The following is a 13,280-nucleotide window of genomic DNA, read 5'->3' as shown; positions in this document are numbered from 1 at the left end:
ATTATCCAATGGGCTTTCGATAAAGAGTGTCGATGCCTCTTTGGCCAAGCGCATTGGCTAATGATTCAATCTGCTTTTGACTGCATGTCTGCCATTGTAATGCCTCCCCGGCAACACCGTGATGCTGGAACGCATTGAGCCTTACTGATGTCCTCTGAGGCAGTGAGCCCAAGAAATGGGCTAGGGCATCAATTTCTTGCTCGAAGTCTGTGATACCCGGTATATGTAACAAGCGGACCTCTTCCAGTTTATCGTGTTTTGCGAGCATATCTATAGTCTGTATGACCCTGTGATGGCTGCGACTGGTTAGCCAAGCGTGGGTTTCTTCCTGCCAAGCTTTTAAATCAACCATGGCACCGTCCAATACCGGCAGTACTTTCTCCCATCCGGTCAGGCTGAGACTGCCGTTAGTGTCGATCATGCAGGTCAGGTGGCGTAGCGTTGGATCGGCTTTGATTGCACTGAACAACTCAACAATGAAAGGCAACTGGAGTGTTGCCTCGCCACCACTGACAGTGATCCCTGATAAAAACAGCTGGTGCTTGCGGACAAGCTGCAAAATGTCCTCAACGCCCATCAACTGGGTCTTGGGATTGGACTGGTTAGGACAAACTTCTAAGCAGCGATCACAATGGGTACATAGCGCAGCATCCCAATGTATTTTGCCTTCGCTCAGTGATAATGCATGACTCGGGCAGGGTTTAACGCAATCTCCACAATGGTTGCAGATACCGATAGTGTGTGGATTGTGGCAATTCTTGCATTGGTAGTTGCACCCTTGCATGAAGATAACGAGCCTGTTGCCAGGCCCGTCGACACACGAGAAATTGAGGATTTTACTGACTGTCGCAGTAGCGCGGCGCTTGCTCATGACTCACAACTCGTGGTTTGCGATTGAGGATTCCGGTATTCTCTGCGGCTTCTGCACCGAGACCTGTGGTGTTGGTTCGAGAGCCTTGCTCCTTGAACTTAGCGATATCAGACAGTTTGATCATATAGCCTGTCACCCTGACCAAATCGTTAGAGTGTACGTTAGCGGTAAACTCGCGAAAGCCAATAGCCAGCGCACCTTTACACAATTGATACATAGCTTCAGGGTTTGATTTGACGGTTTCATCAATGGTCAAAATGTCGCTGATACCCGATGTGTAGTACTGGTGGTGTTCAGCTAGCGCTTGGATGTGGCTAACTGGGTCTGGCTCAGTACCATAAGGGATACGTACTCCCGGAGTGACATCTTCATCTAAACTGATACCGCCTTGGGCATGAAGTAGGGCACGACCATGGTAGCCATATTTCACTGGTGTGGATGTGACAATGTCACTTAAGGTTTTGGAAATTCGGTGTCCTAGCTCATTAGCACCTTGCTGGTGGCCGTATTGTCCGTCAAGGTCATCTTTAGCAACCAAGATATTGACCGCTTCAGCCATGCCATAGATGCCGAACATTGGCGCAAATCGGTCTTCATCAATCAAACCTTCCTCAATCAAGAAGCTGTTAAAGAAACCCGACTCTTCATGGAGGTAAGCAGAGCGGGCTTCAATTAGCTCGTACATGGTTTGGCAGTAATTTGGCAAGACCGTGCGAAAGAAATCATCAGTAGATGATGCTTTGTTGGCGACCTCTTTAAGGTTCATACGAACCAGGGTGTTTGCACCGCCCGCCAAAGGTAGAGAGTTGTAGCAACTCACGATACCAAAACCGCTATTGTCATAAGCCTTGGCATGGATAGGATAATTCGCAATATGCGGTTTACTGCATTCGCAGATGTTGTGACTGGCCTGTCGCAGTAGATCGTCTGGGGTGATTTCAGGATCATACATAAAGGTCAGGTTAGGAGCGACTTGCTTGAGCTCGGCATCAACACGCAAAATTGTCCGGCAGATCACATTGTCAGTCGGGCCGATATTCACATGCATAAAAGCATCTGGCAGGGTGCGATCTAGCATGATCCAGAACAGGCGCAATTTACGGTAAATCGTTTCTGCGTCTAATTCTTCGACGTATGGAAGCAATACATCATCGAGTTGGCCGAGATAAACCGGGATGTTTGTTACCGATGGCACATGATGATAAATGATCGAGAGATGGTTAAGCGCTTCGTCGAAATTCTGTGCAGGAGGCAATTCCAGATATTCAGAGCCTTGTTTTAGAAACTTGGCGTAATCAGGCAGTACGTAGCGAGGCTTAAATGGAGCATTGCCTTCAAACATATCACACATGATATTGTCTTCAATGGCGGCTTTGACCGACTCCGAAACTTCGAGGTAGGGCAGGCTGGCATCGGCTTCTAACGCAAGGTATTGGCTCTTCTGCTTGGGAGAAAGCGTCGGATCATTGATGATCTGTCTGAATTTTTCTTGAATGCTCATGTTATTAACCATGTTTGAATTATGGTTAATAACATAAGTGGTCAGAACGATTTCTTGAAGTGAAAAGAAGTCAAAATCTAATTTCCTATATGGAAATTAAGTATGCTTGATCACGAAATTTTTGTTGGTCCCTGTAAGAAAAATAAAGCATGTCATTTGAAGTGCTTAAATAAAAGTAAGTCATATTCTTGTGAAATTATGCGGTCAAAAAGTTGCTGTTTTGTCAATTTTTTGACTAAAACTTGATATAACAAGGATGAAGCAAAACGAATTTGTTTGATGCTGCAATGCAGGAAGCAACAGCAGCTTAGGCTTATCTGATCGGGAATTCGTGATGTTTTGCGCTAATAAAAGAAAAAAAATGCCATCAGTAAACACTGCCTTTTTGTTAGGCGGCTTTTTATATGTTAATGCCATCAGTGCACAGCCTGTTAACACGGATGTCAGGCTGGACTATTCTTTGATTGACTCCGTTGATATCTACAGTTCCCAACAAATTTGCCCAGACGCAGGCAGTTCAGTGTGCTTTTCCGAACTTACCGAGAAAATCTATGTAAACAATGGCTTTTTACCGATTTGGGATGATACCGCACTACGACAAGGTTTATACACCAAACTCTCTGCTTTGCATCTTTCTGGTCTGTTTTCTGGGGCTAACCAACGTTTATCTGAGTTGAAAAGGCTAGAAGCCCGCCAAGATAAGCGTGGGTTTGATATCCTTGCTACAGACAGTTATTTGGCTCTTAAGGCCATAGAGCAAAATATTGAAAATAAGCCAACAATCCTATTTCGACACCAAACTGTACAGCCTTTGCATAAAGATGATATATCCATTTTCTCCACAAGCTATGGCTACTTTGAATTGGAGCAGACGCGATTTTTAAATCAGGTCTATGCCGATCTTTTGCTGCCCTCATCAACCAAGACGGCGATTCACCTTGCTGAATCGTTCAATGATTTGGCCTCTCACAGTTATCAACCCCTTAAGCGAGGTTTAATCAAACAAGGACAATCTATACCTGATGGCCATGATTTACTTGATGTGTTGAACACTTATGGTGATATCGATATCGATGATTACTTAATCGTGAGGGAACAACAGACGATTTCAAATAGTGGTGTTGTTAACCAAGCTATCAGGCGGTTTCAGTTAAGAAATGGCTTAGAGGACGACGGCATCCTTGGCCCCTCAACGTCTAGGCAAATTGCGCTGCCTTATCAAGAAGTTTCCCGTTTAATTGCTCTAAATCATTATCGCAGCCAATTGGGTGCTACCGGTGATGAACGCCCAAGTATCCGGGTTAATATTCCCGACTACCGAATGCAAATTACCCATAATCAGCAAGTCGTTTTTGAGTCAAAAGTCATAGTAGGGCAGACAACACGGCCAACGAATCTGTTTTCTTCTTCAATGAATATCATGGTGGTCAACCCACGCTGGAATGTTCCGGAAACAATTAAGAAGAAAGATGTGATACCCGGTATGAAGGCATCATCGGATTATTTGCAGCAGAAGAACTTAACCATGATCCGCAGCTGGCGGGATCGTACTGAGATTTCTCCTGAAATGGTGGAGTGGAGCACTGTGAACCCCCATACATTTCCGTATGAATTTATGCAAAGGCCGGGTCGCGGGAATGCGCTTGGAAATGTGAAATTCTTAATGCCCAATGATTACTCTGTCTACTTGCATGATACGCCGACACGAAGCCTGTTTAACAAGGCCAAGCGCAACCTAAGCTCTGGGTGTGTGCGTGTAGAAAAGGCTGCAGAACTGGCTGAATATGTGTTGGACTACCAGCAGCGGCCAAGTTGGCGCAATTACCAACAGCTAGTCAGTGATAGAAGTACTGATACCATCACTTTACCGCGCAAACTTGATGTGGATGTGACTTACGTAACCGCATGGGTTGATGAGAATAATCAGCTACAATTGCGAGAAGATATTTATGGCTATGACAGGCCAATTAAGCGGCCGGTTAAACTGAAGTACTCAACGGTGAAAAATTACCGGCAATAGAGCCATATCCAAGTAATCTCTGTGTATAGGGTTGGACTAGGCGATGCTGAGCAACAAAGTTGATCAATTAGTTGAACGAGCCTTAATGGAGGGAGACATTAAGGCAAAAGTTGCGATAGAAAAAATCAATCAAAAAGCGATGCTTAAGGTTGAGAAGACGGTTTTTATCGAACAGTCACCCTCTGAGGAAAAGATGCTGTTGGATATTGAAATGCAATCCGAACGGCTGAAGGAGAATGCGATAAAAGCCGCACGAGTCGTTGCAAGCCTTCCTTTTATCTTATGTATCTTCAGTTTTGTTGGTTAGAGTGGGGGAATACAGACCTCACTCTTCTTTTGTTCATCTCTCATTGCCTTTCTTGGTATACAATTCTTCATGGATAAAGCCCAAATATTTCAGTGCATTTAATTAGATGTCAGCTGAAAAACTCAGTATGGGTTACAAGAAATAGAAAAAGGATCATTTATACATGTCTTTGCTGCAACGCATTAGTCTTACCATTTTTATTTTTACGTTTCTGCATGGTTGCGCATCTATATCCGATGAAATCGAGCACCCCATTGAGTCACAGGCTTCGCAGCAGGCTAGCACTTTATCGGCATTGGTTGAGACTTATCAGCCTGAAGGTTTAACGCCAACTAACAGTGCCGTTGTACTGCAAGATACCGGTTGGGACGCCTTGGCCCAGCGCTTAGCCCTTATTGAAACGGCTGAACATAGCATCGACATCCAGTACTACATTTGGAACTCAGATGATTCGGGCAGATACTTGGCTACCCGCTTGATTGCTGCTGCGAATCGCGGTGTCAAAGTGCGTGTCATGCTTGATGACATAAACCTAAACGAAAGAGAAGACCTGTTAATAGCGTTAGACTCACACCCTTATATAGAGATACGTGTATTTAATCCAATTCCGACCCGACGTGGAGTTGCAAAGTGGCTCAATGTGTTGGGTGATTTCTCCCGCCTCAATCGCCGTATGCACAATAAATCTTTCACCGTGGATGGGGCGATGTCAGTTGTCGGAGGGCGTAATATCGGCGATGAGTACTTTGATCTCTCTGATGATATTAATTTCCGCGATCGCGATGTGTTGGTGATGGGGGATGTAGTCAATGATATCCAAACGAGCTTTGTTGAATATTGGGATAGCCGTTGGTCTTACCCTGTCAGTATGTTGGGCGGGGAAGCCTCTATTGAACTGGCGGCGTTAGATCGGGTTTATGCTCCTCGTTACAAATATTACCCGGCATTGCCTGAAGGAAGCGAGGTTGCCTATCAGTTTCTAAAGGAGTTAATGGGGGAGATCACTTGGGTCAAAGCGCGCTACATCGCCGACCAACCTGTCCCAGATGATGTTGATAATACCGACACACCCAAGAAGACAGCCAGAGCTTTGGCGGATTTAGCGTTGAAGTCTGAACAAGAAATTGTTGTGGAATCGGCTTATCTCGTTTTCGATGATGGCCAGTTGGCAAGTCTTCAAGATCTAACCAATGATGGTGTTGAGGTAAGGGCGTTGACCAATTCTATGGTCTCCAATGACCTTATCACTAACCATTCGGGTTATGCAGGAAGGCGTCAGGACATGCTTGAGAATGGTATGCAGTTGTTTGAATTAAAACCTGATACCAAGTTATGTGAGCAATCAACAAAAGATACTGCTAAATGCGCACCCACAACGCCTTATGGCCTGCATTCAAAGTCTGTTGTCTTTGACAGGCAAATCGCAGGGGTTGGCTCCTTCAACTTTAATTTGCGTTCAACGTACCTTAATACCGAATCTATTTTAGTCATCGAAAATGAAAGTATTGCAGCTTCATTGGCTGACGACATAGAGGTGGCGATGGAAGAGGAAAACAGTTGGCACCTGAGTCTAGAGGAAGGCAGCGTCAGGTGGTATTCCGGTACAAAAAGCTGGGAGACCGAGCCTGATACTAGCCAGTGGGATCGAGTAAAGTCGCGATTTTTACAGCTTTTCCCGATAGAAAAATACTTGTAAGTGGCACTGAACAGCCAAGGTTCAGGATAAGATGGTAAAACTAGGGCAATCCAAAATAATAGGAATAACAATGAAAAAGACACTTTTGACTGCAGCTTTATTGATTTCAGCCCCTCACGTTTTCGCGAGTGATAATGCTGATATGTTCCCTGAAATGCCAGGCTTTACCAAGCATGTTATCCAGCTCGATGCAGTTGAGAATGAGAACCTAGACCGCCGTGTTCAACTTGTCGCTAACAGTGTTATGAAGGTAGATTGCAACATCAAAGCGCTGCCGATGGATATTGAGCGACGTTCACTGGAAGGGTGGGGTTATTCTTACTATGTACTGGAAAAACAAACTAACTATGCCAGCACTATGATGGCATGTGAGAAAGAAGCGGCAGATACAGAACTGCAGTTCCACAGTGATTTGTTGCGCTACAATTCAAAGCTTCCTTTGGTAGTCTACGCACAGGAAGATGTGGACGTTGATTACAAAGTCTGGGCGCCAGTAGAGTAACCTCTGTTAGCTACTTTAAACGCCAATGCTCCCTAGAGCATTGGCGTTGTTTTATTTTAAAGCTCACTTCCCATATAGACTCATCTTCAAGATAGCTCCACATTCGATACACTCCCATTTCTAACCGCTCTTTATCCTAATAATAGGTACTAGAGGAGGTTACCATGACTGAGTCTTCGTTTGACTTGCCAGTTCAACTTACAGATTTTGATCTTGATATTGCTGCTCTGTTTCTATTGGCCTTGAGAAATTACAATGGTCATTCTGGAACGGTAGCATTCGGTGAATTTGCAGGTTGCTTATCTTCTGAAATTAGCCTTGCTCATAAGCGATTACGGTTTGATAGTGCGCTTGACCGTATTACAAGCCAAATAGTTGCTGATAAGATTAACCACTATAACCAAGCGGTTTTTGTTGCCCTTTCGGTGGACATGTTCATCTCCTCTGCATTGGGATTAGATAGTAAGGCCACCTTTACTTTTAACGATCTCGTCGTCAACGATCTCGGAGAGCAATCTCGTCGGCTGCCAAGTTTACTGCCATTAATTGAAACGGATAGTGTTGGCTGCATAGCCCTTTATTGTGACCTTGTGAATCGGCCGGAAAATACGAATATTAAAACTATTAAAAGGGTTAGGTTAGAGCAAATATTAGCTGCATCCAACGAGGTTTATTTTAACAACGTAAAACAAGACTATCTCTTACCTACGCTTAATTTAATTCGTTCAGTCACAGGGCAGTGTTTTGAGATAGTGACAGAAATGAAATCCAATAACACGACACAAGCCGTCGTGTTCAAGGAAAAGTAACACCTCAGCGAGAGGTGTTACTGAGAGCGAAAAGGCTTATATGGTTATATGTTTGGCGTTTCATTCCATTCACTTTTGAGTTTTGTCTTTGGTTTCGGCTTCGAAACGTAGGTGACCAATTTATCCTCAAGTTCAAACCTTTTGGGAGTGGCAGGCTTGGTAAGTGGCGGTGGTAGATCCACTTTTGTGAATGTCGAACCGCGTTTTACAATGTCGCTGAAACTGTCTACCCAATTGAAACCAATATCATTGAGGGCTTTATATTGGGCTTCTGGCAACATTGAACGACGTTGTAGCTCCCGTTGTTCAAACACCCACTTCCCAAGCCGGAATCCATCTCTAGTTACATAACTTGACCACACATTCAAATGTCCCTTCATTTCTCTGAAGCGCAGAAGTTGGCGATAGCTATCCTCCCATGAAAGGGTCATTTCCTCTTTAAACCAATTTGAGTTGGTGAGGAACAGAGACTTAGATTTCGTCTGGCTTAACTTATTTCTGGTGTATTCACTCCTCGCCTTAGAGAGCCAGTTACCTAGAGGGAAATGATCTGCACTTATGTATCCTTTTGGTACTGTGGTACGGCCATACTGCTTTGTATACTCTTGGTATGCTTTGAGGCCAAGATTCCATTGATACATCTCTTTGTCAAAGACGAAGTGGGCTTCCTCCAAGGCGACAATGAACTCATCCCGTAATAGGTTTGTCTTTTTCATTAATCGAATATGATTCACCCAGAGGCCAAGATTATATCCAGACTGGGTTTGATAGTGGTGTGCCTCTTTCCCAAATGGCACGGAGCGTCCTTCTAAAAGGTATTCTTTTAGTCCATCGTAAAACCACTTATCTCCCGCTTCGATACTAACGGTTGATGCCACAAATACCTCACAATGAGAACAAAGTTGATTTTGGTGCGATATTACTTCTGAAGATAGAAGCCGAAAATATGAAATTTGTAGCAAAATACCGCCTGTATGGCGTGCTAAAACAAGATTAAACGCAGGAAGATGACTAAGCCTTTAAAACATGTGGAAAAAATGCATCAATATAAACGGGACTGGCTGAGTTTATTTATTATGAAATCTTTTTACCTTACCGATAAATCATTTTTACCAGCGATTGGGACAATGTTGGGACTTTTATATTCAACCAGTTTACCATTCTGTGCTTATATCTTGATCTTGAAAGAAAATTATTGCCAGTTTTTATGTGGTTAATATTTTTTTGGCGCGAATTGGTAAATATCAGAAAGGGAGGGGAAGTAACGTAATAGCATAGCAGAAAACGAAGAGGAGCTGTGCTATGTCTCATCAGTTTAACCAATATCGTCAGTTACTTAGTCAATCATTTGATCACGCTGTAGCCTACTTAGAGTCACTACCAGAGCGACCGGTTGATAAACATGTGACATCCGATACATTACGGCAATCCATAGGCGGTAAATTGCCGCAAGCTCCTAGTTGTCCTGATACCGTACTCAACCAGCTTGCCGTTAATGTGGAACAAGGGTTGATTGGCTCAGGGGGATCACGATTCTTTGGTTACGCCATTGGCAGTTCTTTCCCAGTTTCCATGGCCGCTGACTGGCTAGTAAGCGCTTGGGATCAGAATGTCCCTTACTACGTTTCTAGCCCTTCGATGGCTATCGTTGAAGAAACGGCAGCAGAGTGGGTACTTGAGTTGCTAGGCCTCTCAAAACATGCAGGGCTGGGCTTTACTTCTGGCGCGCAGGAAGCCATTTATACCGCATTGATCACTGCACGTAATACCTTGTTGCAACGTGCCGGCTGGGATGTGGTCAAGCAGGGGCTTTATGGTGCACCGCGCATTCAGGTTGTGGTGAGTGACCAGATCCACTCAACGATCAAGCGTGCACTATCTATGATCGGCATTGGCCTCGAAGATATCCATACTATTCCGACCGACAGTAACCTACGGATCATTGCCGATCATATCCCTGAGGTATTGTCTCGTTGTGACGGTCCGACACTTGTTTGTGCGCAAGCTGGCTGTATTGATTCCGGCGCCTTTGATCCGTTCGATGCACTGGCTGATGCAGTTGCGAACCATCCAAATGCTTGGCTGCATGTGGATGGGGCGATTGGGCTTTGGGCGGCAGCCAGTGATAAGCAAAAGCATCTGGTCAAGGGAGTTGAACGTGCAGACTCCATTGATACCGATGGCCACAAGTGGTTCAACATGCCTTATGACTGCGGCTTAGTGATAGTCAAAGATGCAACAGCATTAGCCTGTGCCATGGGCGGCAGCAACATGGGAGACTATCTCAACGACGCCATGGCGAAGCCGGACCGAAACGCTATCAACTTTGGCATTTCAGCCTCCCGCCGGGCCCGAGGCGTACCAGTGTATGCGGCAATTAAAGCGTTGGGTAAATCTGGCATTGCTCAGCATCTTGATAATTGCTGTGAACTTGCCCAGCGCATGGCAGATAAATTACGGGAAGTAGAGGGGATCACCATTCTCAATGATGTGGTATCTAACCGCTTCTCTGCGCAATTCGGAACGGGTACTGAGGAACAACGCAATCAGCTTACAGAGCGTGTGGTGCACCGCTTGCAGCAGGAAGGCTTCTGTTATCCATCTACCTCAGGCTATAAAGGGTTAAAAACCATGTTGTTCTCGGTGTTGAGTTGTCATACCGACCAGCAGGACATCGACAAATCGGCCGAGAAAATCATCGCGGCTTTTGAAATCGAAAATGAGCTTTTCAACAAAGAAAACCAGCAGACAGCCAAAGCGGTAGAGCACGCTGAATGTTGAATATCGCTTGTAAGTTGTGGGTTTTAAATGTCAGTGATGGGAGAAGAGATGAAAGTATTAGTGAAAAATGCCGCCTTGTTTGATGGTGAGAACGAAGCGTTGCGCCATGACTGCAGTTTGCTGGTGGAGGATGGGGTTGTTACCAAAATCTACCAGTATGAGGCTGTGCTAGAAGAGGTTGATCAAATCATTGATGCTGCTGGTTATACGGTTATGCCGGGACTTATCGATGCCCATACGCATATTGCTCTGTCTGATAGCTTCGACAAGATCGACTTAATGAGCTCGGAAGAAGTCGCGATACGCTCTGCGGTGATTGCCAAGGAGATGCTTGAGCGTGGCTTTACGGCGGTACGCGATGTCGGCAGCAATTGTTATGGTCTAAAGCAGAGTATTGATAATGGCTTTGTGCCGGGGCCGAGGATCTACCCAAGCTACGCAGGGATCTCGCAAACCTGTGGTCATGCCGATTACCGTCAGAACCGGGTCCAGCGCTCTAACTTTAATCAAGGGATTGAAGATTCGAGTTTTATGCGCCAGCAGCACCTGATTTTGGCTGACGGTGTGCCTGAATGCCTGAAACGCACTCGTGATCAGATCTTCAAAGGCGCGTCGCAGATCAAAGTCTTCGGTGGAGGCGGCGCTTCATCTTTGTTTGATCCGCTGGATACGATCCAGTACACCCGTGATGAGCTTCGCGCCATCATAGAGACAGTAACTAACTACGGATCCTATGTCTGCAGCCATATCCATGCCCAACCGGCGATGAAGATTGCGGTTGAAGAAGGGGTGAAATCGCTTGAGCATGCCACCTTCATGGATGACGAAGTGGCTAGCATGTGCCTTGATAAAGATGTTTGGGTAGTGCCTCAATACGCGACAGCTGAACTGATAGCCAACCGAAAAATTCCACTCGGCAGTGAAATCTTGTACCAAAAGACGGAGCGTGTCGGTAAAGGATTGCTCAAGCAGGCAGAGTTGGTGGACAAATACGGTCTGAAATGTGCGTTTGGTACTGATTTGGTTGGCACCCCGGAAGTCCATGCTAAGCAGAATATGGAGTTCTCGGCACGCAAGAAGTATTTCGGCTCATTTAGGGGAATCAAGCAAGCCACATCAGACACTGGAGAGTTATTAAAAATGTCTGGGCTACTGGACCCATACCCAGAAGCTAAGCTAGGGGTGTTGTGCCAAGGGGCATTTGCGGACATGCTATTTGTCAAGGGCAACCCAGTGGCCGATCTTGATATTCTTGCCGACCCAGAGAACATCAAAGTGGTGATCAAAGGCGGTGAGATTTACAAAGATACTCGAGACATGCCATTGCGCTAATCAATGAAATATCATTAAAAACCTAAAAGCCGCTCACAGGCTGTGAGCGGCTTTTAGGTTTTTAATGCTCGTTAATTTGTTATGACGCTTTTAGCTCGCGGGTTTTCCATAGCGAGCCGACAATAGCTGCACTGATAGTCAGTACGATCACACCTAGGGAAACTGGTGTTGGGATCGCATAGTTGGTTTCCATTAGCAGCATCTTGATACCGATGAAGCTCAAGATGAACGCCAATGCCGGGCGTAGGTAGCAGAAACGGGTCAGCATACCTTCGAGTACAAAGTACAGCGAGCGTAAACCAAGTAATGCGAACACGTTAGCTGTCATCACCAGGAACGGCTCTTTGGTGACCGCGAAGATTGCAGGGATTGAATCCAGTGCGAACATCACATCGGTCAAAGCAATTACCGCAATCACAATCAACAGTGGAGTTGCGATCCAGCCTTTGCTGTCTTTGACAAAGAACCTATGGCCTCTGTATTCATCAGACACCCGGAAGCATTTTTTCACCAGACGCACGGGGAGTGACTGGGAGAAGTCTTCTTGTTCTTCCTCGTCTTCACGCCATAGCTTATAGCCGGTGTAAAGCAGGAATGCTGCGAACACATACAAGATCCAGTGGAACTGGGTTAGCAGTTCAGCACCTACCGCAATCATGATTGCGCGCAGGATCAGCGCACCCACAACACCAAGCATCAGCACCCTAGGACGAATCGCTTCAGGCACGGCAAACTGACTGAAAATCAAAGCGAAGACAAACAGGTTGTCGACACTCAATGATTTTTCGAGCAAATAGCCGGTAAGGAAGGCTGTCGCTGCTTCGCTGTTGGTATAGCTGCTATCCGGTGCCATTAAAGGCCAGTACAGGTAGATCACCACGTTGAAGGCCAAAGCCAACACAACCCAGAACACACTCCAAAGAGCGGCTTTTTTGATGGTGACCTTGCCACCACGGGTTTGGTATAAGTCCAACGCCAACATAAAGATGGTTAGAACAGCGAACCCTTCATAGCTCAAAAGGCTCATAGATTACTCCTTTCACGATCGAGTGCGCGAAAGGGGAAGGATCAGGGGAAACCAGACCTTTCGCGCATTAATGTCATGGGCTACATCTTTGCGATTAAGCAAATAAAGACAACCCAGCACGGATGTGCATGATTAATGGCGTTGGTCTCGTCAGGATGGTGTAGAACGAATGCTACAAATCCACCCTCGGCTGCCGGAAGTACAAGACTTCGAGATGACGACAGACGAACAATTGGTGACTACTCCCCAAAGCAGGCGCATTCTAAAAGCAAATTTCGTAATGCGCTAGTGATAATTTACACCGAATACATAAAAAATAAATTCATTATAAAAAATATAACTCAAGCTATTGATTTAGATAACCAGATTAGCTGGAAGAGAGGGCTGGAATAGCGCTGAAATTGGTACAAGACTTGGCTATGAATCAAAATTTG

The 13,280-nt window shown here is 45.4% G+C and carries 11 protein-coding genes; 7 read left to right on the top strand and 4 right to left on the bottom strand.

Going from position 1 to position 13,280, the window contains the following annotated elements; translation table 11 throughout:
• Nucleotide 1 precedes the first annotated feature (1 nt).
• Both C9J01_RS11470 and C9J01_RS11465 read right to left on the bottom strand, forming a co-directional pair.
• Nucleotides 2-871, bottom strand: coding sequence for a YjjW family glycine radical enzyme activase (locus C9J01_RS11470; RefSeq protein WP_107298267.1), 870 nt, complete (start codon nucleotides 869-871; stop codon nucleotides 2-4).
• Nucleotides 837-2,384 (bottom strand): YjjI family glycine radical enzyme, encoded by a 1,548-nt coding sequence (locus C9J01_RS11465; protein WP_419686722.1) that lies wholly within the window; start codon nucleotides 2,382-2,384, stop codon nucleotides 837-839. The genes C9J01_RS11470 and C9J01_RS11465 overlap by 35 nt, the downstream gene beginning before the upstream one ends.
• A gap of 322 nt (nucleotides 2,385-2,706) precedes the next feature.
• On the opposite strand from C9J01_RS11465, the gene C9J01_RS11460 reads away from it, so the two are divergent.
• The 5 genes from C9J01_RS11460 to C9J01_RS11440 all read left to right on the top strand — a co-directional run bounded on the left by C9J01_RS11460 (nucleotide 2,707) and on the right by C9J01_RS11440 (nucleotide 7,706).
• A complete protein-coding gene (locus tag C9J01_RS11460; RefSeq protein ID WP_107298265.1) occupies nucleotides 2,707-4,392 on the top strand; it encodes a L,D-transpeptidase family protein in 1,686 nt (561 codons plus the stop codon).
• 43 nt (nucleotides 4,393-4,435) lie between these two features.
• Entirely contained in the window at nucleotides 4,436-4,699 is a 264-nt protein-coding gene (locus tag C9J01_RS11455) for a hypothetical protein (protein WP_107298264.1), read from the top strand.
• Between the two features lie 163 nt (nucleotides 4,700-4,862).
• The gene (locus C9J01_RS11450; protein ID WP_107298263.1) at nucleotides 4,863-6,395 is read left to right on the top strand and encodes a phospholipase D family protein; all 1,533 of its coding nucleotides are present in this window, start codon (nucleotides 4,863-4,865) and stop codon (nucleotides 6,393-6,395) included.
• Nucleotides 6,396-6,465: 70 nt separating this feature from the next.
• Complete coding sequence (locus C9J01_RS11445; RefSeq protein WP_158264527.1) at nucleotides 6,466-6,897, top strand: ecotin family protein; 432 nt, start codon at nucleotides 6,466-6,468, stop codon at nucleotides 6,895-6,897.
• 164 nt (nucleotides 6,898-7,061) lie between these two features.
• Entirely contained in the window at nucleotides 7,062-7,706 is a 645-nt protein-coding gene (locus tag C9J01_RS11440) for a hypothetical protein (RefSeq protein ID WP_107298261.1), read from the top strand.
• 44 nt (nucleotides 7,707-7,750) lie between these two features.
• On the opposite strand, the gene C9J01_RS11435 is transcribed toward C9J01_RS11440, so the two are convergent.
• A complete protein-coding gene (locus C9J01_RS11435; protein ID WP_107298260.1) occupies nucleotides 7,751-8,584 on the bottom strand; it encodes a helicase associated domain-containing protein in 834 nt (277 codons plus the stop codon).
• Nucleotides 8,585-9,008: 424 nt separating this feature from the next.
• On the opposite strand from C9J01_RS11435, the gene C9J01_RS11430 reads away from it, so the two are divergent.
• Nucleotides 9,009-10,487: a pyridoxal phosphate-dependent decarboxylase family protein gene (locus C9J01_RS11430; protein ID WP_107298259.1), complete on the top strand. Its 1,479-nt coding sequence runs from the start codon at nucleotides 9,009-9,011 to the stop codon at nucleotides 10,485-10,487.
• Nucleotides 10,488-10,535: 48 nt separating this feature from the next.
• Complete coding sequence (locus C9J01_RS11425; RefSeq protein ID WP_107298258.1) at nucleotides 10,536-11,819, top strand: metal-dependent hydrolase family protein; 1,284 nt, start codon at nucleotides 10,536-10,538, stop codon at nucleotides 11,817-11,819.
• A gap of 79 nt (nucleotides 11,820-11,898) precedes the next feature.
• Here C9J01_RS11425 and C9J01_RS11420 read toward each other — a convergent pair whose 3' ends face one another.
• A complete protein-coding gene (locus C9J01_RS11420) occupies nucleotides 11,899-12,846 on the bottom strand; it encodes a TerC family protein (protein WP_107298257.1) in 948 nt (315 codons plus the stop codon).
• Between the last annotated feature and the right edge of the window lie 434 nt (nucleotides 12,847-13,280).

It is taken from the genome of Photobacterium rosenbergii, assembly GCF_003026455.1.
GTDB lineage: Bacteria > Pseudomonadota > Gammaproteobacteria > Enterobacterales > Vibrionaceae > Photobacterium > Photobacterium rosenbergii.
The sequence above is the reverse complement of the archived record's forward strand: the minus strand, read 5'-3'. Positions and strand labels throughout refer to the sequence as shown.

What these genes read in the sequence shown, in the direction of transcription:
- C9J01_RS11430 (WP_107298259.1), top strand. Translation starts at nt 9,009, where the DNA reads ATGTCTCATCAGTTTAACCAATATCGTCAGTTACTTAGTCAATCATTT.
- C9J01_RS11450 (WP_107298263.1), top strand. Translation starts at nt 4,863, where the DNA reads ATGTCTTTGCTGCAACGCATTAGTCTTACCATTTTTATTTTTACGTTT.
- C9J01_RS11440 (WP_107298261.1), top strand. Translation starts at nt 7,062, where the DNA reads ATGACTGAGTCTTCGTTTGACTTGCCAGTTCAACTTACAGATTTTGAT.
- C9J01_RS11445 (WP_158264527.1), top strand. Translation starts at nt 6,466, where the DNA reads ATGAAAAAGACACTTTTGACTGCAGCTTTATTGATTTCAGCCCCTCAC.
- C9J01_RS11455 (WP_107298264.1), top strand. Translation starts at nt 4,436, where the DNA reads ATGCTGAGCAACAAAGTTGATCAATTAGTTGAACGAGCCTTAATGGAG.
- C9J01_RS11420 (WP_107298257.1), bottom strand. Translation starts at nt 12,846, where the DNA reads ATGAGCCTTTTGAGCTATGAAGGGTTCGCTGTTCTAACCATCTTTATG.
- C9J01_RS11425 (WP_107298258.1), top strand. Translation starts at nt 10,536, where the DNA reads ATGAAAGTATTAGTGAAAAATGCCGCCTTGTTTGATGGTGAGAACGAA.
- C9J01_RS11460 (WP_107298265.1), top strand. Translation starts at nt 2,707, where the DNA reads ATGTTTTGCGCTAATAAAAGAAAAAAAATGCCATCAGTAAACACTGCC.
- C9J01_RS11465 (WP_419686722.1), bottom strand. Translation starts at nt 2,384, where the DNA reads ATGGTTAATAACATGAGCATTCAAGAAAAATTCAGACAGATCATCAAT.
- C9J01_RS11470 (WP_107298267.1), bottom strand. Translation starts at nt 871, where the DNA reads ATGAGCAAGCGCCGCGCTACTGCGACAGTCAGTAAAATCCTCAATTTC.